Raw genomic sequence first — 24,536 nt, forward strand, 5'->3', positions numbered from 1 at the left:
GTAATGGCTCAATTTGGTGCTGAACTGGGTAAACAGGCAGTATCTTCTCTGGCATGGGAGGATATATCATCTTTCTTGGCTACTGATGAAAAACTCGCGTCTATTGGTTTGACCACCGACGGGCGTGTATATACCTGGGGAGGAAACGAGTTTCATACCATTCATGCCAAACGAAATGGTTTAACTGGTGCCCTGGGAAGCTCTTATCAGGTAACTCCTTATCAAGTGTCTATTCCTGGTAATGAGAAAGTTACGAAGGTGAGGGTGCTATTTTTTCAGGGAGGTACTTACAATAATGCAAATACCTTTTTTTGCCTGACAGCAACGGGTAAACTTTGTGCGTGGGGAATTAACTCGGGGCTTTTGGGAACCATTTCAGGGTGGGCTGTTGGGCTCCCCCCAAATTATTCTGATACAACTCGGACAAGGAGAGAGCCTATTCCACTGACGATTTTAGGGGAAAGTGAGTTCGTGGACTTTGATACACCTAGAAACTCCACATTCTGGGTGTCGATTGGGGTATCAGGAAAAGCTTATCACATTGGGACTGGAGGCACATCAAACACCACAACGTTTGCTGAAATCCCTAAACCTACAGGAACCGATGCCAGTTTTAAATACACAAGGGTGTGGGTGGGTAAGACGAACCAAGCATATCCAATAATTTACCTCAAGGGAAGCGACGGTAAAATCTATTACACTGGCGGGATGACAAATGTGTATGCGGTAGGTGTTCCGTCACTTTTTGCCTTCCCAACACCTCCAACGCTAACTACCAATGAATCTCAAGCGAAAGTGGCTTTAATTAACCCTCGCGAAGTTCCCTTCCCTGCGGGCGAAGATATTATTGATATTAAAGTGAGTAGAGTAGATATTTATTCGACTGTTTTTGCGATTGCCGCCAGTGGGAAAGCCTATGCGACAGGTGTGTGGCGAAAATCTAGCCGTTACAATGATGCTGCTTATACTAAACCAGGCGTATATCCCTCAAACTACGTCCTTGCTCCGCTGCAAACAGTACCCTCCGCGGCAGATGAATTCAAGCGTGCTTTAACAGGCGATACTTTATGTTACTTGAATCGGTTCGTGGAGATGGCTATGCCTCCAGGAGTTTCGAAGGTGGTTGACATTATGCAGGGGCGGGAGTTTTCAAGTGATTATGAGACGGCGACGCTTGTGGTTGGGGACAATGGAAAAGTATATTGGACTGGTAAAAATGATGGTAGAGAAGCGAATACCATTTATTCGGGTAATTACTTGTCGTTAGTGAATGCCGTGGGGGAACGACCCGTAGGACAGGTAGGAGAGTTTATAGATGACTGTAAATCTGTGGCCAATGCCAATTCGATTTCACGGTATTCGTGGACGTACGAGGCCGCGAGTTATTCAGGGGCGAAAAAACTGATTAAGTCTGGTGCTGCACTCGAACAGTTTTTTATTATATCTCAGTCGGGTCGAGGCTATGCGGTTGGAGAAATGGCAGCCAATACAGGTGCTGGAAAAATAGGTTACGGTAATAATGGGCAAAACGGGTACTTTTCTCCCTACCCTGTTCCTATTACCAACGAACTGCTACTAAGCTGTAACACTAGCCCAGGTACGGGGGGGCCGTTGGGAGACCCTGTTTCTAACCCAGCGGCAGGAGTGATAGATTGCTCAAAAACCCAGCTTTATCCAGCTCCAGTGCAGGGAACACCGTCTCAGTTATCGCTACTGGTAACTGTCAATGTAACAACAGCGGGAGATTTTTCACCGCTTTCGGTGAGCGGGTCGGGGATAACCTTAGTAAGCGGTTTTGAGAAAGTAACGGCTGTTTCGACGGGAATTCAAACCTTCCACATTCCGATAAAATACGACGGAAGTACCTTGACCAATAATTTTCAATTTACGATTGGACAGGCGGGTAGCTGTTCGGCTGATTTGACAAAAACACCAACGAAAGCGATTACCGACATTTGGACGCTGGAATGTGTGTCATCGGTAGGCCCTATGCTCAAGAAATAAACTATGTGTCCTTTTTACAATATTTGAAACCTGTTATCATAGTTTGTATAGATAACTTAATGATAAGTTTTTGAAATGGCGCAGTTATTGACAAGCCGATTTATTTCGATTATTACCTTATTTTACCATTTGTTGTATATAATCGAACATATGTATAATTATAAATCCATATTATCACATAAAATGGATTTATATAGTGCTAACAGTCAATTCTTGGTAAGTTTATTGATGTTAAAACGGGCTTCCCTTAGGTATATTCGTTTTAATGAGGGTTCTCGCCATTACATTGCTTTAAATCGCCACTTCGTTTGGTTTTACTGTTACTTCTACGAGCGTTGGTGTCATTTTAGTAGTGAATGAGACTAAATAGTTTATTGTTTTTCGTGAGTTTACAGGAGCAACTCAACTGTAACAAGTTAAACTCTCAAAATAAAAAAACAAAGTTCACGTATTTCTCCTTTCCTTATTCAGTTTGAGGTAGGCGATATTCATAAAAAACTATAGAACATGAAAGCATTTTATTACTCCTTGCTCTTGAAAAAACTTTTGGTGAGGATGCCCAATGGCACAAGTTCACGATTTTACATCATCTATTTTTTGCTGAGTTTAATTTGTGTCGGGCAGACGGCTAAGGCACAATTTGGGTCTGATTTGGGGGCACCAGCTGTTTCTACACTAGCGTGGGACCATGTTTCGTCAGTAGGAGATGAATCCTCATCAGCTGGATCGATTGGACTTACTACTGATGGAAAGATGTACCTTTGGGGAACTAACATTTGTTATACAATTCATGCACAGCAAACGGGTTCTGGGAACTTTGCCGTCGCAGTTTTTCAAACTACGCCATATTACCTGCCTAGCCCTTCTGGTGAAACAATTGTAAAAGTTCGCTTAATGACAAATAAAGCAATTGGGTTTTACGTCCCAACTTATTTTGCATTATCACAGAGCGGTAAATTGTATGCTTGGGGAATTAATAACGGATTGGTAGGTACCGTAAGTAATTGGCCTAACGTCAATAATGCATTACCAGCAACCTCAGACACAACAAAAGCCATTCGTAGTCCAAGGCAGCTAACTATTTTAGGTGAGTCAAGTTTCGTTGAATTTGATGCTTCCCCGATAAATGAGTGTTGGGTTGCAATTGGTGCATCTGGTAAAGCGTATCACATTGGTAGTACGGGTGATGCTGGTAGTTCATCATTGGGGAGAACCACTACATTTGGTACGATACCAAACCCAGCAGGCGTAGGGGCTGGGTTTAAATATGTGAAAGTTTGGGTTTCAAAAACTGTAGGATTTCCTTTAATTTACTTGAAAGGAAACGATGGAAATATATATTACACTGGACCAATGGGAGTTACCTATTATTCAGGTGTACCATCCGCATATGTGGGAACACCCTATACAAATGCTGAACTTCGCGGACAGGTACAAACCATTACTCCGCGCTTAGTTCCATTTCCTGCTGGCGAGGATATTAATGATATATACGCTCAATCATACAGTGGTCAAACATACATTAGCACATATGCAGTATCAGCAAGCGGAAAAGCATATCTTGCTGGAGGGTGGCGTTTTTTTAAAGGACCTTATGCAACAAACTGGACAACATACGTAGTTGCTCCGTTGAAAAGTGAACCTACTACAGCAACAGGGTTAGATGTAGTTATTGCCAATGCCAGTGATTCTGTATATATATTGAAGAGTTTTAGAGAAGTCGCTATGCCACCTGGGGCATCAAAAGTACTCCATTTTGAAGGATTTGCCCCTATTAATGGGGATAGAATGTTAGTGTCAATTATTGTTGGCGATAACAACAAAGTCTATTGGAGTGGATATTACAACAATAATCAGGGATATATTGATACACATGTTGCTAATTATCTTGAACCAAACCGTAGTAGTGCCCCCCCTTCGGACTGGAGTTATACCTGTGGTTTCAATTATAGATTTGCCGCGAACGACTACTACAAATGGAATTTTGAAGCAATTAACTACCGTGGAGCAGTTAGAGTCCAAATTACTAATTTAAGGTCTGTATACTTCACGCAGCAGCTATTTATCCTGTCAAAAACAAAACGTGGATATTTTGTTGGGCCATTGTTCCCAAATACTGGAACTGGTAGAACAGCTTATCTCAATACACCATACATTTCTCCCTTTCCTGTTCCGATTGCCAACGAACTGCTACTTAGCTGCAACACTAGCCCAGGTTCAGGCGGCCCACTAGGTGAGCCAGAATCAACGCCAGGGGTGGGAGTGATAGATTGTTCAAAAACAAAACTCTATCCTGCTCCCGTGCAGGGGACTCCGTCTCAATTATCCTTGTTAGTCACGATAAACGTAACAACGATAGGAGATTTCTCACCCATTACCATCAATGGCTCGGGCATGAGTTTAGTAAGTGGTTTTGACAAAGTAACAGCCACTACTACAGGTGTACAAACGTTCCACATTCCTATTAAGTACGATGGAACTACGCTGACGAATGCCTTACAATTTACGATTGGACAAGCGGGTAGCTGTGCGGCTGATTTGACAAAAACACCAACGAAAGCGATTACGGATATTTGGACATTGGAATGTGTACCATCAGCAGGCCCTTCACTTAAAAAATAAACTATGTGCCCTTTTTACAATACCCCTCTATGAACAAGAAAATAAATTCATTGAACAGAGCCGTAGGTCTATTTCTCGTCATACTACTGACGGTGGTTGGGCAGGTATTTTCCCAAACACCTTCAGTAAATATCACGACCTATCAGCCTACGATTGTGCCGCAAGGGGCAACCTTTGAATGGCACAGTGACTTGCCCGTCAGCGCTGCTAACCTGATGACTCCTGCACAAGCACAAAGTGCTGCCCCAGGAGTATATTATGCGGTTTACAATTTGGGAGGAAATCCAGTATGCTATAGTCAACCAACGGCGCTTAAAGTAGCGACGAATGTTTGTCCTGCTACTACCGTTGAATTAAAAGCTTCGGTGGATAGTACGGGTAAACCAAGTGGTTCGGTTGTTACCTTTCACACCGACCCCGTGGTGACGGATGCCAACCGAATTACGAATACGCTGATAACGACTACTTCAACGGCGGTTGTGTATTTTGTCGCCTATCGAGATACCGCAGGTTGTTATACCACTTCCAATTCAGCCATTGTAGTCATTGCCACAAGTTGTAGTGTACCTTGTTTAGCAGGTACAGCCTCACCAGTGCTGAGTAGTTCAACAAAAAGTAACGTATGTCCTGCTCCGTTAGCAGATTTGAGCGCAATTTTAGCCTCAAACTTGCCCGCGAGTACAACCTTGACGTGGCATAGTTCTAAGGTAGCTACGACTGCCAACAAGTTGAGCAGCGTGTCAGGAGTAGGAGCGGGGAAATATTACGCTGCTTTTTTTGATGCCACCAATAACTGTTACAGTCCCACCGATTCAGTAACAGTAACCATTAACGCATGTAGCTGTCCTGCGGGTACAACAGCGCCTATCATTACGGCAACTTCGCTGCAAAATTCTTGTCCTGCCGTCACGGTTTCGTTGGCATCTCTAACAAATACGGGGACAAAACCTTCGGGTACAACGCTTGTTTGGAGTACGAATAAAGTACCTACATCGTCGGCGGATACGTTGACCAGTTTGACCGTTAGTACAAGTAGTAAGTTTTATGCCATGTATTATCACAAAGTAGCCAATTGCTTTAGCCCAGCGGACTCAGTTGCGGTACAAATCAATGATTGTGAGTCACCCATTCCACCGTTGCCACCTGTTCCCACAGCTTGTGATTACAATACTGCACCAGCCAACGTGACGTTGACGGTGTCAAACGAACCTGTGGGTTATTTGAAAACGTACTTGTTGGTGGACATGGCCAATGGGCAAATTGTTAAAATCAACCCAGCAGCCCCAAGTTTCACGGGGGTAAATGCGGGAAATTATTATGTTGTTGGCGCTTATTACGCTGACACATTGAGAGACGCATCGGTTGGCAAGCGAATCACGGAGGTATATAGTACCAGTGGCTGTTTGAAATATTCCACTCCGCTTGCGTTTCGAGTATGCGGTGCGTGCGATTATACGACAGCACCTGTTACCATCACTTTCAACGCGACTCCTAGCTCAACGGCAGGCGTAACTACTTCGTATGTGTTGATTGATGAAAAAACAAACAAAATCAAAGCAATTAGCCCAACGGCATCTTTTGCGGCAGTTGATACGGGCTATTATGCCGTAGTAGCCGTTTACAGAACAAAACCCATTAATTTTGTTGTGGGAGATGTACTTTATGAAAAAGTGACGGTTTTGGATAGTTGCTATGAAGTATCAAACTCAGTGCATTACCGCGTTTGTTCAAATACTAACTTGCCACCTATTGCAGTCAATGATATTTTTAATACGGTTCAGGACAAACCAGTTTCGGGAAGCGTTTTGACCAACGACCGTGACCCAGAAGGTGGGCCGTTGACAGTTACCACAACTCCAGTAACGCCACCTTCAAAAGGTACAGTTGTTTTAAATGCTAACGGGACTTTTGTTTATACACCAAACCCAGGGGTGACGGGACAGGATGTTTTTTGTTACGAAATCTCGGATAATGCAGGATTGAAGTCAACAGCATGTGTGACAATTAATATTTTACCTGCACCAACTGTTGAAAATAACAAGCCAATTGCGGCTGATGATGCTACTGAAACCTACTTAAATACAGTGGTAGTGATTAAGGTAAAAGCCAACGACGTTGATCCTGATCCAACAGGAACACCAAATGGGACATTGGGAAATCCAACTAAATTGACAAACCCAACAAACGGTACGGTGGTGTTGAATCCTGATGGCACTTTTGCTTATACACCATCCACAGGTTTTATTGGAAAAGATACTTTTACGTACAGTATTTGTGATAATGGAACACCAAGTTTGTGTGATACTGCAACCGTAACTATTACGGTATTACCAACGCCATTGGCAGGAAATAAACCGCCTGTTGCTGTGGATGACGCAAATGTGACTTTGTTGAATACGCCAGTAAATGGAACGGTAGCAACCAACGATTTTGACCCAGATAACAACACGCCATTAACGTTTACGAGGGTCAACGCACCTACAAACGGAACCGTAGTGTTTAATACTGATGGATCCTATACTTATACACCGACGACTGGTTTTGTTGGTAGTGATGTTTTTACTTACAAAATATGTGACAGTGGTGTTCCAGTGAAGTGCGATACAGCTACGGTTACTTTGACGGTACTACCACTTCCTGTAGCGAAACTTGTTTTGAGGGTTTTATTACAAGGGGCATTGTACGGGACAAGCGACGGATTGATGCGGGATGATTTAAGAAGATTGAATCTACTGCCATTAAAAGAGCCATACACGGCCCTAAATGACTCACTTGGCGCATTGAGTACCCGTTTTAAACATTCAAAAGGGGGAGGTGAATTGACCACTGCTGCGGTGTTCAACGCGAACGTCGGAACTGGTAACGCCATTGTGGATTGGGTATTTGTAGAATTACGATCAAAATCAGATTCTACCGTAGTACTTCAAACGGCTTCTGGATTGGTTCAAAGAGATGGAGATGTGGTTTCACCTACGGATGGCTTATCTGCCCTTATGTTTACTGGTTTAACAAGCACTTCATATTTTGTTTCGGTTAAACATCGAAATCACCTTGGGGTAATGACCAGTAAAGCCATTCCGATGACTACAGTTGGGACGTTAGTGGACTTTACAGTGATGGATAGTTCCAATGTTTGGAATCGTCCAAACATCTTGACTCTAAACTACGATGGTGTTGAAATGAACACAACTGTATTGCCAGGTAAAAAAGCACTGTGGGCTGGAAATGCAGTATCTGACTTCAGATTAAAATATGACGGAGCCAATACGGATTTGACAAAACCGCTAAACGAAATTTTGGTAGAGTTTTCGGCTGCCTCCTACAACTTTAACAATGGCATTGGTTATAAACAGGGAGATATTAACATGGACGGTAAGGTAAAATATGCGGGTGCTAATAATGACATTATTTACATCCAAAATAACCTACTGTTATATCGTCTGAACAGTGGTTTGCTGTACAACTTCAATAACATGTTTGAACAAATCCCTTAAACCTTACCCTACAAACTATTATGGAACGATTGATAAAATATCTTTTAATCTTGTTCGGGGGGCTTTTCGTGAGCGTTCAAGCAATGGCTCAGAAAGTAGAATGTACTATTCGGTTCAACTCAACTACGAGTGAATACGAAGTATATGGGCGTCCTGATTTCTCTGCTTCAACATTTAATGTTGGAGGGGGAACGCAAATAACGGTAGTGTTACCAAAAAGTATTGCAGATGCAAAATTGGTAATTACCTCAGTGAATGGGGGGGTGTGGGCGGACAATTCAACTGTTTATGCTCCAACAGCTGCCCCTAATTCTGATTTTCACGGAGTATCTACAACGGGTGCTCCGATGGCTTGGACCAATGGACAAGAGACAATGTTGTTTAAGTTTTCGTTGGCAGGAAATTGCGTGGCAGGTGTGAGATTGTTTGAAAACACTTCTGATCCACAGTCGGATGCGCCAGGGATGCTTTTTGGTGATTACAATAACTACATTGGCAATGCCCTAAATTTTGCAGATGTTTACAAAAGCAATTACAATAATACAGGAACGACTTGTAGTGTTAATTTACCGCCGATTGCGACGAATGACATAGGCGAGACGCCACAGGATAAGCCATTTGTGGGGAATGTGTTGACCAACGATGATGACCCAGAAGGTGGGCCATTGACAGTGACGACCACGCCAGTGACGCCACCGACGAAAGGGACGGTGAGTTTGAATCCAGACGGAACATTTACCTACACCCCAAATCCAGGGGTGACGGGTCAAGATGGCTTCTGTTATGAGTTGAAGGACAATGCAGGTTTGAAAGATACGGCATGTGTGGTGATCAACATCATTCCAACGCCAACGCCAGGCAACGACAAGCCAATCGCGGTAGATGACAATACGCAGACGGAAGTGGGCACTCCAGTGACAATCAATGCGAAAGCCAACGACATTGACCCCGACGGGAATGCGACGTTGGGTAATCCAGTGAAGTTGACAGACCCGACGAACGGAACGGTGAGTCAGAATGCGGACGGTACGTTTGTTTACACGCCAAATGCGAACTTTACTGGAACGGACAAATTCACGTACCGCATTTGTGACACTGGCAATCCAAGTTTGTGTGACACGGCGACGGTGACGATCAATGTCGTACCAGTGATAGCAGGCAACAACCCACCAGTTGCGGTTGACGATGCGAATGTGACGACGCGAAACACGGCAGTGTCGGGTACGGTAGCGTCCAACGACAGCGACGTGGATAACACGGCGGCGCAGTTGACCTACACGAGAGTGACAAATCCGACGAATGGGACGGTGGTACAGAATGCAAACGGAAGTTACACCTATACCCCGAACACGAACTATGTAGGCAGCGATAGCTACACCTACAAGGTGTGTGACCCCAGCGGAGCGTGTGACACGGCGACGGTAGTGATAGCGATTTTGCCACCAGCGAATCAGCCGCCGATTGCGACGAATGACATAGGCGAAACGCCACAGGATAAGCCATTTGTGGGGAATGTGTTGACCAACGATGATGATCCAGAGGGTGGGCCATTGACAGTGACGACCACGCCAGTGACGCCACCGACGAAAGGGACGGTGAGTTTGAACCCAGATGGGACATTTACCTACACCCCAAATCCAGGGGTGACGGGTCAAGATGGCTTCTGTTATGAATTGAAGGACAATGCAGGGTTGAAAGATACGGCATGTGTGGTGATTAACATCATTCCAACGCCAACGCCAGGCAACGACAAGCCAATCGCGGTAGATGACAATACGCAGACGGAAGTGGGGACCCCAGTGACAATCAATGCGAAAGCCAACGACATTGACCCCGACGGGAATGCGACGTTGGGTAATCCAGTGAAGTTGACAGACCCGACGAACGGAACTGTGAGTCAGAATGTGGACGGTACGTTTGTTTACACGCCGAATGCGAACTTTACGGGTACGGACAAATTCACGTACCGCATTTGTGACACTGGCAATCCAAGTTTGTGTGACACGGCGACGGTGACAATCAATGTGGTACCAGTGATAGCAGGCAACAACCCACCAGTTGCGGTTGATGATGCCAATGTGACGACGCGAAACACGGCAGTGTCGGGTACGGTAGTGTCCAACGACAGCGACGTGGATAACACGGCGGCGCAGTTGACCTACGCCAAAGTGACAAATCCGACGAATGGGACGGTTGTACAGAATGCAAACGGAAGTTACACCTATACCCCGAACACGAACTATGTAGGCAGCGATAGCTACACCTACAAGGTATGTGACCCGAGCGGGGCGTGTGACACGGCGACGGTCGTGATAGCGATTTTGCCACCAGCGAATCAGCCGCCGATTGCGACGAATGACATAGGCGAAACGCCACAGGATAAGCCATTTGTGGGGAATGTGTTGACCAACGATGATGATCCAGAGGGTGGACCATTGACAGTGACGACCACGCCAGTGACGCCACCGACGAAAGGGACAGTGAGTTTGAATCCAGACGGAACATTTACCTACACCCCAAATCCAGGGGTGACGGGTCAAGATGGCTTCTGTTATGAATTGAAGGACAATGCAGGGTTGAAAGATACGGCATGTGTGGTGATTAACATCATTCCAACGCCAACGCCAGGTAACGACAAGCCAATCGCGGTAGATGACAATACGCAGACGGAAGTGGGGACCCCAGTGACGATTAATGCGAAAGCCAACGACATTGACCCTGACGGGAATGCGACGTTGGGTAATCCAGTGAAGTTGACAGACCCGACGAACGGAACTGTGAGTCAGAATGCGGACGGTACGTTTGTTTACACGCCGAATGCGAACTTTACGGGAACGGACAAATTCACGTACCGCATTTGTGACACTGGCAATCCAAGTTTGTGTGACACGGCGACGGTGACGATCAATGTAGTACCAGTAATAGCAGGGAACAACCCACCAGTTGCGGTTGATGATGCAAACGTAACGACACGAAACACGGCAGTGTCGGGTACAGTAGCTGCCAACGACAGTGACGTGGACAACACGGCGGCGCAGTTGACGTATGCCAAAGTGACAAATCCGACGAACGGGACGGTTGTACAGAATGCAAACGGCACTTATACCTATACCCCTAACACGAACTATGTAGGCAGCGACAGCTACACTTACAAGGTATGTGACCCGAGTGGTGCGTGTGACACGGCGACGGTAGTGATAGCGATCTTGCCACCAGCGAATCAGCCACCAATAGGTATAAACGACATCGCTATCACACCTCAGGATAGCCCAGTAAGTGGAAATGTGTTGAATAATGATACAGATCCCGAAGGTGGTCCATTGACAGTGACAACAACACCAGTGACGCCACCGACGAAGGGAACGGTTGTGTTGAACTCAGACGGAACATTTACCTACACACCAAATCCAGGGGTAACGGGGCAAGATGGATTCTGTTACGAATTGAAGGACAATGCGGGCTTGAAAGACACGGCTTGTGTGGTGATTAACATCATTCCTAATCCTAAGCCTACCAATGACAAGCCTGTAGCAATTGATGATAATACGCAAACCTATCAAAATACTGCGGTTGTCATACCTGTTAAGTTCAATGACACAGATCCAGACGCAGCAGGAACGCCAAATGGTACGTTAGGTACGCCAGTGAAGTTGACAAATCCAACTCATGGCACGGTTGTTGCGAATGTAGATGGTACATTTACTTACACGCCAACGACAGGATTTGTTGGGTCAGATAGCTTTACGTATCAGATTTGTGATAACGGAACGCCAAGCTTGTGCGATACTGCAACGGTAACAATCAATGTTCTTGCGCCGCCACCAGCAGGCAACAGACCTCCTGTGGTTGTTGATGATGCCATCATTACTTCGGTGAATACACCTAAGAGCGGAGATGTTTCTAAAAACGACTATGACCCGGATGCTGGCCAGACGTTGACTTTCAGCAAACAGACAAACCCAAGTCATGGAACAGTTGTCTTTAATGCGGATGGAACATATACATACACGCCAACGGCAGGTTATGTTGGTTCGGATATATTCACGTATAAAGTATGTGACAGTGGAAGCCCACAACTTTGTACGCTAGGGACGGTGATTATCGCTGTTCTTCCTCAAGCCAATAAAGTTTGTTTGCAAGCCAAAGTGTATTTGCAAGGTGCATTGTTTGGGGTATTGTTACCAGATACCTTGATGCGTGATGATTTACGAGTGAAAGGTTATTTGCCAACTACAAGTCCATACCCAGCAATGGGTATGACGGGCTTGACAACGGCCAATACCAGTACTTTGGCAGTGCTTGGGGCAAGTAGCCCATCTGGTAAAGATGCCATTGTTGACTGGGTATTCGTAGAATTACGCAGTAAGACAAGCCCAACTACCGTAGTGGATAGCCGTTCTGCGCTATTGCAACGTGATGGGGACATCGTCGATGTGGACGGAGTAAGTACAATAACATTCAACTCGGCTTCGCCTGATAGTTATTATGTAGTTGTGAAACATCGTAACCACTTAGGGGTCATGAGTAAGACACCTGTGGATATGACAAGCACTTGTGGTGTTATTGACTTCCGCAAAACAACGACGCCAACTTATAATTTGGACGAGACAAACGTTGTCAATAAAGCACAAGTAGATGTTGTCCAAGGGGTTGCCTTGTGGGCTGGTAATTCACTCTTCGATAGTCAGGTGATTTATCAAGGAACGGATAATGATGTAAACGTTATCTACCAGCAAGTGATTAACTACGTAGGCAACGTCTTTGTAAGCAAGTTTTATACGCTGAAAGGCTACTATACTGGAGATATTAATCTCAACGGAGATACCATCTTCCAAGGTACAGGAAATGATGTGGAATACACTTATCAAAACATCATCAAGAACCATCCTGGTAATACTTTAGGACAGAAGTTCTTCATCATTAAAGAGCAAATTCCCTAACCAACAATAGAGTGGAAGCCTACCAAGGCTTCCACTTCAAACTCGATACGAAAGAAGAAGCAAAAACCAATTTTAAACCTTAAAAATTTATGAAAAGAGCTCTCTGTCTCGTTTTTGGGCTTGTTTTGGGAATGATTAACGCCTTGAATGCCCAGCAATCCTCAAACACCGTTAACTACCAAGTGACGTTTAATTCGACCACACAAACGTACACTGCGTGGGTTGTTCCGAATTATGCTGTTCCCAATGCAAACAACGCAACGTCTAATGAAATTGGGGCTACGGCTCAGTTTACGATTGTTGTTCCTAAAGCATTTGTGATTCAAAACATTACCGATGTCAGGGGTACGTGGGAAAAAGCTCCTGACAAACTTGGTCAAGGCCAGGTCATTAACGGTGTTACCCAAACCTATGCCTCAACAATTCCAAACAATGTTGCCTATTATGTCATTGGCAAAACAACAGATGAAACAAACTACGGCGCTTTTGCCAATGGTACACCTGTTGCCTTATTTACCTTCAAAAGTTCAACCTGTTTTGGCCCTGTGCGTGTTCTTCCTCCAGGGGATCCATTTATTTCTGCCGCCAATACAACGTATAGTTTGAACGTCGCCAATAGTTTCTATTCTCGTTCAGGGCAACCTGCGGGAGGAAATGTTGATCCAAGAGAACAGTTCTCAAACGTGACAGGTGGTCCAGCCTTGTGTAGTAGTCCTTATATCTATGCGTATGATGATGATAACATTACGAATCAAAATACGGCGGTTTCGGGGAATGTACTTACCAATGATGATTTAGCTACGGGGACAGGCCCATTGACGGTGACAACTACACCAGTACAGGCACCTGCTAATGGAACAGTTGTGTTGAACGCCAATGGAACTTATACATACACGCCCACCAATGGATTCACTGGAAATGATCGTTTTGTTTATCGCGTTTGTGATAGTGGCAATCCAGCTATCTGTGACGAAGCAACCGTAACTATCTCAGTACGGCCTACAAATCCGTCTGGAAACAACCCTCCTGTGGCTATTGGTGATAAATTTGCAACGACCCAGGATCAACCTGTTTCTGGCAACGTGATTTTAAATGACAAAGACCCAGATGCAGGCCAAACAATCACAGCCTCGGTAATTCAGCAACCAACAAATGGTACATTGACTTTTAACCCAAATGGAACATTTACTTACACACCAACGACAGGTTTTACGGGTGATGATTTCTTCTTGTATCGAGTGTGTGACAATGGAACGCCAGTTTTGTGCGATACTGCAAGGGTTGATTTGAATGTTTATCCTGCCAATGCGGGTGCGATTCCGCCTACTGCTAACGACGATTTGTTCTTTAGAGCTCCAACTGGTACAGCTACTGGAAATATCATTGCCAACGATAAAGATAACTCAAACACGGGGCTTGATATAACCACAACGCCTGTTTCTGGTCCAAGTAACGGTACTGTTGTGATTAACTCAGATGGTACATTTACTTACACGCCAAACGCAGGTTATACAGGTGGTGATAGCTTTAGATATCAAGTGTGTGACCGACAGAACCCAAAACAATGTGCGATAGCAACCGTATTTATCTTAGCAAGAGCTGTTCCTACAGGAAGTGCAGATTTGAAGGTAACGAAGGTAGCTGATAAAAAAACAGCGGTAGTTGGGGACGAAACTACGTACACAGTCGTAGTTAAGAACCTTGGAACTGACCCTGCAACGAATGTTGCCCTAAAAGATAGCTTGATGGCTGGAATGCAATTTGTAAGCGCTACTGTAAACAAAGGAACATATTCAAACCCTCTTTGGACGATTCCTAACCTAGCAGCGGGCGATAGTGCCGTGTTGACACTAAAAGCAAAACTATTGGGTGAAGGTGTTTGGTTTAATACCGCAAAAATTATTTCATCTGATCAAAATGATCCTGTATCAGATAACAACGAAGCCAGCGCTTGTACCACTGTACCTGTAAAATTGTGTACGGGTGAAAAAGTGGAAGTAACTGTCCCTGCGACTTATACAAACGTACAATGGTTCAAAAATGGTGGAACTACAGCGGTAGCAACGGGCAACGTGGTGCTACTAACAGAGATTGGTACTTACACTTATACCGCAACCAACGGCGCTTGTCCAGCGGGAGGGTGTTGCCCAGTGATTATCGAAGCAGGGGTAAATTGCTGTCCAGTGCAGCTATGCGTACCTGTAGCGGTGAAAAAACGTAAAAAATAACAACAGTAACAAGGGGCTGTAAAACGCCCCTTGCTATCCTAACCAAGTTAAATAGGATGAAAATGAGATTTTTAAAAAAGGGAGCTGCTTTATTATCACTACTTGTAAGTGGTATGGGAGCATTTGCACAAAGTGCATCACCGCTAGGTGTTCACTACATGGTGGACTATGATGCAACACAGCAAACTTATACGGCTTGGGTGGTGCCACAATACAGCACCCCGAATCGCTATAATTCAGATTCGGAAGAAAAAGGGGCGACGGCGCAGGTGACTATTAAAGTACCCAAAGGCTTTAAGCTAACAAATTTAGAAGATATTCGTGGAAATTGGGACAAAACCCCTGGGCGGATTGGTAGCGAAACGCCGTTGCTAAAAGCGGGTGCCAACGAACAATTTGCCTATTATATTATTGGTAAACAAGCAGTCGAAACCAATTATGGCGTTTTCAAAGAAGGAGAACCTGTGGCACTTTTTCGTTTTAAAGGCACGGGTACAAAACCAGAAGATGTAACGGTTTTAGATACCAATGACCCGTTTGTTGAGATAGCCAATAAATCAATGTCGTTGAATGTAGGTAATAGTTTTTATTCACGTTCTGGCCAACAACCTAGCGTATCGGTTCGCCCGCTTGAACAGTTTTCACAACCTATTACCTTGCCTAAAGTACTAGCACAACTAGCTAAGAAGCTTCAAGCAAATATGGGGAGTATGTCCAATGAGCTGGAAGAGGCGGCGGGTTTAATCACTTATCCTAATCCTGCGATAAATGACGTGAATGTGAAATACTTTTCGAAAAGTGACGGCGGTAAAGTTCACATTGAATTAATTGACCCGTTGGGTATTGTGAGGTACGAAGCGTATGAAACTGCAAAGCAGGGAATAAATACATTGAAGATTAATGTAGAAAAACTTTCTTCGGGTTCTTATTTAATCAGAACCGATAAAGATAATAAGATAATCACCAAGAAATTCACTAAGGGGTAAGGGTATAAAAGGAAGAAGACGAATGGTTTTCGTCTTCTTCTTAATCAATGGATAGGGCTGTCTTTTTAGATAGTCCTATTTTTTTATTATTTCAACAGTAAAACCTTCCCCGTTTGTTGCCAATTTTCATTGAAGAAATCTGTGGCATTGATTAAATATGTATAAACTTGACTTGTAGCAGATGTACCATCAGGGAGGATACCATTCCAAGTATTCGTTGGGGTGTCGGCGGTAAAAATTTCAACTCCAGTTCGGTCAAATAACTGTAAACGAAAGGTCTGAATCAAATAGGTCGTGATAACCCAAGAATCATTGACGTTGTCGTTGTTCGGAGAAAAGGCATCGGGAACATAAATTGCTGGGAGGTCAATGAGTTCATACAGCGATGAATATAATTCTGTCGTCACTGGTTGTCCATTCACTTGTATCGTTGTGGTTGCTGTAACGCGGTAAGTATCATTGGGTTGGGCTTGTTGTGTGAGCGTAAATCGTTCCGAATTTATCCAATTAGAAACATCGATGGGAGGGGCATCAATTTTACTGACTTTGTACTGAATTACTATTGACTGATTTGGAAAAGGGGAATTCCATTGCAATGTTCGGCCTCTGCCTTTCAAATGAATGGTACATGTGCTACTGGATGGTTCCGACATCTGTCCACAGGAATTTTCAGTTGTTACATAGTAGCAGTAACTACCCGCCGAAGGGTCAACGGTAATGTCACTAAATTGCGGGGAAGAAGTAGTCGCAATTTCTTCAAAGGTAGCAGAAGAAAAAGAAGCACGAAAAATATGATACCTTTCATCGGGTCGTGCGTCCAATATCTTGACTGTTGCAAGTGAACCCTCTACTGTTGCTATGACCGATTTTTTGGGTTGAGGGGAACTACACTGAGCAGCTAGGTGTATTGGGAATAAAATGAAGATACAATAGCAAATAAAACGCATTTATTGTGTAATTTATCATGAGTTAAAAATACGTCTTTTTGACGTAAATAAATACTAAAAGCAACATTGAAATGAAACAAAGAATTACAATTTTTTGGTTTTTATTGTGTGTAGTGATTGGTCAATTAAAAAGCCAAACTTCTACAAATACCATTCGTTATCAAATTACATACGAAACGGTTAAGCAGTTATATACCGTTTGGATAATTCCAGGTTATAATACGCCAAATACGTTTAATGCAGACACCGCCGAACGGGGGCCAACGGCCCAAGTGACGTTGCGCGTACCAAAATCATTTTTGATCACTGAGGTCATTGGAGTGAAGGGCGAATGGGACAAGACACCGTTGCGTTTGGGACCCAATGAACCCAACCAATCTTTCTTTAATTCATTAAGCGATGCCTATCGCTACTACGTCATTGGGAAATCTGCCACCGAAACCGTCTATGGGCGTTTTACAAAAGACAAAGCGGTTGCCCTTTTTCAGTTCAAGGGGAATGGATGCTTTGGCGCCATATCGGTTTTGGATGAGTCGGACGAATTTGTGAAATTGGCAGAAAAGTATGCCTTAAATGTGCGGCCTAGTTTTTATTCTCGCTCTGGCCAGCGAAATTTTGTGAATGCGGTGCCATTGGAACAATTTGCCGACCCGCTCGATCCGCCAGCGTATTGCTGTGGCTCAGGGGTAACATTTAACGCTGCGATTACCATCAATACCAATCAAAACTCATTTTGCCCTGAGGCCACCGCCTCCCTTTCCCTCAAAGGGATGAGCGGAGTTTCTAACCAAGCCGTTCGCTTTCGTTTGACCACCACCGAGCCTTTGACGGAAGAGGAAGCCTACGCCTCATCGGGTACGTTGCTTGGGGTGGTGCCTAACAGCGCGCTGACCTCCAATAAAACAGAAGCCGTTTTAACGAACATTGTACTGCCCAAAAACGCGGGAAGGTACTTTATCGTTGCCACCCTCGACGGCGTGAGTGGTGCTTGCCGCCCGTATTCATCGGCCCGTTTTACTATTGTCTCTCTTGCCAGTGCGGCCATTGGTTCGGATAAAACAGGGGCTATTTGTTTGGGTGAAAGTGTGCTGCTGACGGCTCAACCCGCTGGACAGACCAAATACGAGTGGCTAAAAGACGGCCAATCGGTTGGTGTAACTTCGACAAATACCTACCGAGTAACCTCGGCGGGAGAGTATAAAGTGCGGGTTACGAACGAACTTGGGTGTAATTTGGGTGCCTCCAATGCGGCTACTTTTACGACGATTGTGGTCAACAAACCAACCATCAAGCAAGTAGGGGAGCGGTTGGTTTCAAGCTCAAAAACGGGCAATCAGTGGTTTTACAATAATGCGGCCGTACCGAATGCCACCGACACGGTTTATTTGGCGACCAAACAAGGCGTATATACATTACAGGTTACCTTGGGAAATTGTAAAAGTGAATTATCGGAGCCTATACTTTTTGCGATAACCTCGGTAGAAAAGCCCGAAACAACGGCAACGATTGGCCTCTATCCCAATCCCACCTCAGGCGTATTTTACGTTCCCTACGCAGACAATAACCCTTATGCCGTTGTGTGTTATGATTTGACGGGCAAAAAAATAAAATTACCAGCTGAACCCATGACGGACAAAATAAAAGCCGATGCAACCCAACTTCCCCGTGGCACTTACCTCATCCGACTAGAAAGTGATAAGAAAGTAGAAGGGAGCTGGGTTTTGAAGAAGGAGTAGGTGGAAGCATCGCATTCGCATTTTGTTCAATCTCGAATGTATTTTGGTTTTTTCTCGCTTGGCCTTCGGTTATCGCGAAGGCTTTGTTATGAGTCCTGGTTTTTATATTTCTGTGATGAGTTTTTCAACTATTTCTTTTGTCATTGTCTTATTCTTTTGTTTAAATTGGTCAATATATAACCAAGTGAATTTTTTTGTTGATTTCCATACATTTTTTAAAGGCTGGCTTTTATTACTAGCAGTCAGTTTTCCTTCTTTTAATACCGAACCATCTTGGGTAAGCTTATAACTTACAACTATGTCTTGTTCTTGCGGGAAAATTGCTTCTAATTCGTTAACAGTGTATGCAATAATAAATATAATCGAATTGCCTCGATGAGTGTAAACAAAACTGCTCGGAATTTTTTCGACTTTCAATTCTATTTTACGCCCTTGAAGTTTATCTTGAACACTCAAACTGTCGGAATATTGTAAAAAATATTCTTCGAAGGATTGTCCAACTATAGTAGGATTTACTTCGCATTTTATTGTGTTGTTCCACTGCCAGTATAAAATTGCTGGGACAAATTGTGATTTTACTTTTGTTGATTTAATCGTTCCATTTGTATTTTCAAGCCCTGTTAAGTCAATAGTTATGTTATCCCTAGTTTGGCTTATTTGTTTATACTGAAACTTTGGGTCCACAAAACCAGTAAATCTTTTCGTTCCTATACAACTTGTAATAAATAAAATCGTAAAAATTGATAAAATAATTTGTTTCATCTGTGTTGCCTTTTTAAACTGGTACTAATGGTTTGCAGCTACAAGAAGTTGGCGATTTCGAAGCACAAAACTGTCTGCCAGCACTGAACTTGATACGAAGCACAAAGCTTCATTTAACCACTGAACCGCCAAATTTCTTGTAGGTGCTGTTAGCGGTAGTTATTCTTCCGTCAGTTCGTCTTTCGTCTTCGCTACTTGCTGAATGTCGCCCGTCTCGTGTTGCCATAAATAAATTTCTTCTCTTAGTTTTTTGTTGTCGGTGTCAAGTGGTAATAAAATCAGATTGTCGCCCGAACCATTAGATGCAATTGCAATTCCGTTGTCTGGGAAATTGTTCCAAGTCCTTGCTTGTTGGGTTTCTAAAACAATGTGATTGCAAGTCCTGCTCATTCTTTTGTTGTCGGACTTGTCAAAAAACGGAAACAGTTGCCAATCATCGTCCTCTGTAATTAGTTCTCCACCGTTTTCTTTTGTCATTTTAGACTTGAAGTTGTCGGGAAATACAAGTCCAAGCTCTTGCTCCGTTTCAATGATATATTTTATGTCTACTGGAAATGGCATCGTTATTCTGTTATGATTTCAAATTTGTCTGTATTTTCAATTCTTTCAAGTTCAGTTCCAAATGGAAGGTCTAAATAAGGAATTATTGCTCTGTCATAATTTGCAATTGTATTCACATTATAAATCATTGTGTTGTTTGGGTCGTCAACATATTCTTGGTCTTCTGTTCCTGAAAAAAAACGCCAACCGCTATCCATTTTTTCGTCTGGCTCTTCACGATACATATAACCAACTCTCAGTCCGTCTACAGTTATTTTGTCAGTCGCAAAACAACCTCCCATTTGTGGAACTAAGTCAACAAACTCGTCTGCTTTTATTTTGAAGTTTTTTGTCGTCATACTTTGTGTCTGTGGTCGTCTGTTATAATTATCGCTAACGTTTCGGGGCTTTGCGTTCGGGCGGGCAATCGAAGCACAAAAGCTGAATTTATTACTAAAGTTTAATTGAAAAACTGCTGTTGAATTTTGCACGTCAGCCCGCCTGACGCAAAACCCTTGTTACCTGCTGGGCTTTTCATCATCCTGCTATTTTTCTCATTAATGTTTCCAATGGTCCATTTTTAAATTTCCTGCTCCAAAAAATACTGAATATAATACTAATAATATAAAACAAAATTGAATACAAAAATATATAAATTGAAGCTGTTGGTTTTTCGTCTTCAAGTAAGCCAGTATAATGTTTGCCTGTCAAGTAAGCCATAATAATCATTCCAATGGTCAAATGAATAACATAATGCGATAGTGTCATTTGTCCTGTTTTTTGAAAGGCTAAAACGAGTTTGTTATTTGAAAATTTTTCTCCGATTACCATACAAATAGTGATTACCATGAATGCAAAAGCTATTGTTACCAATACGAAAGGTAAATAAGGCGGAAAATATTCTGCCATAATGTAATCGCTCCAAAAAGGATTGAAAATATGTTGTCGAACCATAAAGCGTAATACTTGAATGATTATAAAAACCACAAGTCCAATTAGGAAAATGTTACGTTTGTTGAGTTTATCTTGCCAGTTGAGTCGCCCAAGCCACATACCCACTAAAAAATAAGAAAACCAAGGAAACATTGAGTTCCAACCATTGTAAAAAGTGTTTCTCAAAAATCCGATTGGTGTCCAAAAGTCTTTGTATTTAAAATTGATAAAGTTCCAACTTGTGTCAATTGGAATTACCAAAAGTAATAGGTGAAAAATAATTATTGCTGTTAACGCACCCAATAGATAATAGCGTTTTGGCACAAATAGTAGAAAAGCAGCCAAGTGCATATAGCCACCATAAAAATGCAAAATGTCGCCCGACCACCAATTGTAAAGCAACAATCCCATTGCAAATAAGAACCAAGAACGTTTTAGAATTTTTGATTTTAAAGTTGCCTTTTCTTCTTTGCTGTAATTGTTTTTGTTTGTCATCAATGAAACACCCATTCCAGCACAAATGATAAAAATAGCAGTTGAATTCCCTGTAAAAATATTTAGAAAGTGTCCAACGAAATCAACTGGTGCCATTGTTGCACCAAAACTGAAATTAAAATTTACAATAAACATTCCAAAAATTGCGTATGCTCTTGCTATGTCAAAACCTATTATTCGTTGTTGCATTTTCTTTTTGTCTGTTATTGTCAGCGAGTACGGTCTGTTAGCCTTGCAGGTAACGAGTGGATAGACGTCACTCCATCGTTTTCAAACGCGTATAAGTATTTGTTGTCGGTTATTGTGGCGTCTATTTTTCATTTGTAGGTGTAGCCGTCACCTCAGGTTTTACCCTTTTTCAGCAGTGTTTCAACGTTGAGTGCTTTGTGGATGAGAGGCTTCACAAATGATATGCCAATTAACAAAACTTTAATTCAAAACGCCAACTTTCTAACGAATTTATTATTCGGTGAACGTGGTTGGCAGGAGAGGGGGAAAAATTTGGGGTTTACCTGAGTGCAAATAAGGATAGGCTAGAAGCCTGTAAATAAACATCATGAGTGGTGTTTGCGCTATCGGCGGGTGTTGGTGCTGCCATGGCGAGGGCAATTTAGCTGCTGGCGTTCTTATTCATCCTTATGTGTTATTCCTTTTTGAAATGCACTGAGTAGGTCGAAGGCATACTCAATAGTTATATCTAGTTTTCTTGCCCATTCTTTAGCAATGACTGATTTAGTAGCATTTTCCAAGTTGGTTTCTAACACTTTCAATATCCTTGTTGATATAGCTTCGGACTTTTGCAGGTACAATTTAGAATTTCTACCCAATACTTCCGCTGCAATCAGCAGTTGATCGAATGGCTCTTTGTTTAGCGTGTCGTAATGTTTTTCTACAATTTCATCCCATTTCAAGTCGTAGTAGTGTTGAATTATTTTTAAAATATCCGAGAGGTCATTTTCGCGTTCTTCTGGACGGTCGCTCCACGCTATCAATTTTAAAATTACCATGCCAGGCAGTGGAGGTATGTTGGCGATTTTCTCCTCTATATTTACAGTGATGGCTTCATCCATTACTTCTCGGAAGCCCAATACATGCAAATCGGTGTATCGACTACTGAAATTAACCGTGTATTTTTCTTCTATTTCGCCAAATGGCAATAAATCGATGGCAACCTTAAAAGTTGTGGAGTAAAAAGTCCAAGGAGCAGCTACTTTCTTGAATCCTTTTGCTTCTAATGCGGTACTGATTTGTTCATATTCCGTAATGCTTGAAATCATAACAGCAAAGTCAATACCCTTGGTGCCTCTGCTTGGCTTTATTCCTGCTTTCAGCAGTTCTAAAGCAATAGCACTTACACCTATTAAGTAGTAGGGGACGTTTAACTTCTGCATTACTTCATCAATACAATCAAATGATTCTTTGAAGTAGGGTATAGCTAATTCTTTATAAGTTTGACTCGATGTACTCATGGTAAATTTTTTCGGCTGTTTCTTTATTTCGTTTACCCCCTTCTAATATCAAATCAGCATACACTAATAGTTTTGGAGCTGTTCTTTCTATTGTGTTCTTCCAGAACATTTCTAATACCTCTACTTCCCCATTTTTATCGGGCATTAACTTGTAGTTTCTAATCAAATCCATTCGATTTTCTGTAGTATAAATCAAAAACTTTTCAGGACGTAAATGATTAGTAAGTATATCTCCTGCTGGCTCACCACCCCATACTGTTTTGTGGTTATCTAATGCCAATTCATTCCAATCCCCTCTAAGTGTATATTTCTCCTTTACCAACTTAGGCCGCAATACTGTGGCGTATTCTGTTATCCACCTATCCAGCAGCGCTTTTCTGTTTTCCCACACATAGTTTTTTTTGTTCAAGGGAATAAGATAACCAGTCTCTTTCAGCCCATTTATTACTTGTGGTATATTGCCCAAAGCTACATTTGTCAAATAAGCCAATTCTCGTTGTGGAAGGTGGATAGCATCTTTGTATTGCAACAGGTAAAACAGCACTTTCAACCCAGTTTTGGTAAAAGCTCTATTTCCTTTTCCTTTTTCTACATCTAAAGTTTTTTGGGTATCAATAAATAGAAATAGGCTGTCTTTTTTCAAGAAAATATTTCCATTAGCTTCTATGTAGGGGATTTTTTTATTTCTTAGCTCTTCTTTTACTTTTGGGAAAAGATGGTAGGCAACAAGTAAAAAATTATCATATCGATGAAAATACTCATCGACTTGTTGCAGTTGATGAATTCTTACTTCCCGTTTTACTTCTACGGTAAACCTATATTTCTGCCCATTAAAATCTATTTCCAAACCGCCATCCAATGTTTTTTTTGGCTGAAAATACGCTTGAATACCAGTGGTTTGATACAATGCCTCCAATGCCCTATAAACAATCTCTTGTTCCATTTTAATTTATTTTTGTTCACAAATATAAAATGTTCACGGAACGTGAACAAATAAAAAATGTGAACATGTGCATTATAAGTACAACTTCGGGGATTTTTAGCTTTCACCAACCGTTTTTCTACGGGAAAGCACTTTGTGGACATTAGGCGTTCAATATTTTCCGCCAATTAGCTCAAGGGCAATTCAAAACGCCAACTTTCTAACGAATTTATTATTCGGTGAACGTGGTTCGCAGGATAGAGGTAAAAATTTGGGGTTCACTTGAGTGCAAATAAGGATAGGCTAGAAGCCAGTAGATAAACATGATGAGTGGTGCTTGCGCTATCGGAATTTACTTTTGGCGTAATTGTTAAAATTCACCGTAACTGTAAACATAAAGGCAGTATAAAGGAGTAGGATAAGGGCTTAAAAAGCAGAAAACCACCGCGTTATAGTGC

The 24,536-nt window shown here is 42.6% G+C and carries 14 protein-coding genes; 7 read left to right on the forward strand and 7 right to left on the reverse strand.

Going from position 1 to position 24,536, the window contains the following annotated elements; translation table 11 throughout:
* The first annotated feature begins 3 nt into the window (after positions 1 to 3).
* The 6 genes from DTQ70_RS07040 (at position 4) to DTQ70_RS07065 (ending at position 16,274) form a co-directional block, all read left to right on the forward strand.
* A complete protein-coding gene (locus DTQ70_RS07040; protein WP_164489904.1) occupies positions 4 to 2,004 on the forward strand; it encodes a hypothetical protein in 2,001 nt (666 codons plus the stop codon).
* Positions 2,005 to 2,511: 507 nt separating this feature from the next.
* Positions 2,512 to 4,626 (forward strand): hypothetical protein, encoded by a 2,115-nt coding sequence (locus DTQ70_RS07045; RefSeq protein ID WP_122930151.1) that lies wholly within the window; start codon positions 2,512 to 2,514, stop codon positions 4,624 to 4,626.
* Between the two features lie 29 nt (positions 4,627 to 4,655).
* A complete protein-coding gene (locus tag DTQ70_RS07050) occupies positions 4,656 to 8,120 on the forward strand; it encodes an Ig-like domain-containing protein (protein ID WP_122930152.1) in 3,465 nt (1,154 codons plus the stop codon).
* A gap of 83 nt (positions 8,121 to 8,203) precedes the next feature.
* Positions 8,204 to 13,060 carry an Ig-like domain-containing protein gene (locus tag DTQ70_RS07055; RefSeq protein ID WP_164489905.1) on the forward strand — a complete coding sequence of 1,619 codons (4,857 nt, stop codon included), beginning with the start codon at positions 8,204 to 8,206 and terminating at the stop codon, positions 13,058 to 13,060.
* A gap of 89 nt (positions 13,061 to 13,149) precedes the next feature.
* A complete protein-coding gene (locus DTQ70_RS07060; RefSeq protein ID WP_122930154.1) occupies positions 13,150 to 15,288 on the forward strand; it encodes an Ig-like domain-containing protein in 2,139 nt (712 codons plus the stop codon).
* A 62-nt stretch (positions 15,289 to 15,350) separates the two neighbouring features.
* Positions 15,351 to 16,274, forward strand: coding sequence for a T9SS type A sorting domain-containing protein (locus tag DTQ70_RS07065; protein ID WP_164489906.1), 924 nt, complete (start codon positions 15,351 to 15,353; stop codon positions 16,272 to 16,274).
* A gap of 86 nt (positions 16,275 to 16,360) precedes the next feature.
* Here the strand turns inward: DTQ70_RS07065 and DTQ70_RS07070 are convergent, their stop codons facing one another.
* Positions 16,361 to 17,221, reverse strand: a complete 861-nt coding sequence (locus DTQ70_RS07070; protein ID WP_122930156.1) for a gliding motility-associated C-terminal domain-containing protein — start codon at positions 17,219 to 17,221, stop codon at positions 16,361 to 16,363.
* 71 nt (positions 17,222 to 17,292) lie between these two features.
* Between DTQ70_RS07070 and DTQ70_RS07075 the strand changes: the two genes are divergently transcribed.
* Positions 17,293 to 18,957, forward strand: a complete 1,665-nt coding sequence (locus DTQ70_RS07075; protein WP_122930157.1) for a T9SS type A sorting domain-containing protein — start codon at positions 17,293 to 17,295, stop codon at positions 18,955 to 18,957.
* 102 nt (positions 18,958 to 19,059) lie between these two features.
* Here DTQ70_RS07075 and DTQ70_RS07080 read toward each other — a convergent pair whose 3' ends face one another.
* The 6 genes from DTQ70_RS07080 to DTQ70_RS07105 all read right to left on the reverse strand — a co-directional run bounded on the left by DTQ70_RS07080 (position 19,060) and on the right by DTQ70_RS07105 (position 24,099).
* Entirely contained in the window at positions 19,060 to 19,719 is a 660-nt protein-coding gene (locus DTQ70_RS07080) for a hypothetical protein (RefSeq protein WP_122930158.1), read from the reverse strand.
* A gap of 159 nt (positions 19,720 to 19,878) precedes the next feature.
* Complete coding sequence (locus DTQ70_RS07085; RefSeq protein ID WP_122930159.1) at positions 19,879 to 20,280, reverse strand: SMI1/KNR4 family protein; 402 nt, start codon at positions 20,278 to 20,280, stop codon at positions 19,879 to 19,881.
* 2 nt (positions 20,281 to 20,282) lie between these two features.
* Complete coding sequence (locus DTQ70_RS07090; RefSeq protein WP_122930160.1) at positions 20,283 to 20,618, reverse strand: DUF2185 domain-containing protein; 336 nt, start codon at positions 20,616 to 20,618, stop codon at positions 20,283 to 20,285.
* 178 nt (positions 20,619 to 20,796) lie between these two features.
* Positions 20,797 to 21,876, reverse strand: coding sequence for a DUF418 domain-containing protein (locus DTQ70_RS07095; RefSeq protein ID WP_122930161.1), 1,080 nt, complete (start codon positions 21,874 to 21,876; stop codon positions 20,797 to 20,799).
* Between the two features lie 437 nt (positions 21,877 to 22,313).
* A complete protein-coding gene (locus DTQ70_RS07100; protein ID WP_122930162.1) occupies positions 22,314 to 23,156 on the reverse strand; it encodes a hypothetical protein in 843 nt (280 codons plus the stop codon).
* Positions 23,131 to 24,099 carry a type IV toxin-antitoxin system AbiEi family antitoxin gene (locus tag DTQ70_RS07105; RefSeq protein WP_122930163.1) on the reverse strand — a complete coding sequence of 323 codons (969 nt, stop codon included), beginning with the start codon at positions 24,097 to 24,099 and terminating at the stop codon, positions 23,131 to 23,133. Before DTQ70_RS07105 ends, DTQ70_RS07100 begins: the two co-directional genes overlap by 26 nt.
* Positions 24,100 to 24,536 lie beyond the last annotated feature (437 nt).

The organism is Runella sp. SP2, from assembly GCF_003711225.1.
Taxonomy (GTDB): Bacteria; Bacteroidota; Bacteroidia; order Cytophagales; family Spirosomataceae; genus Runella.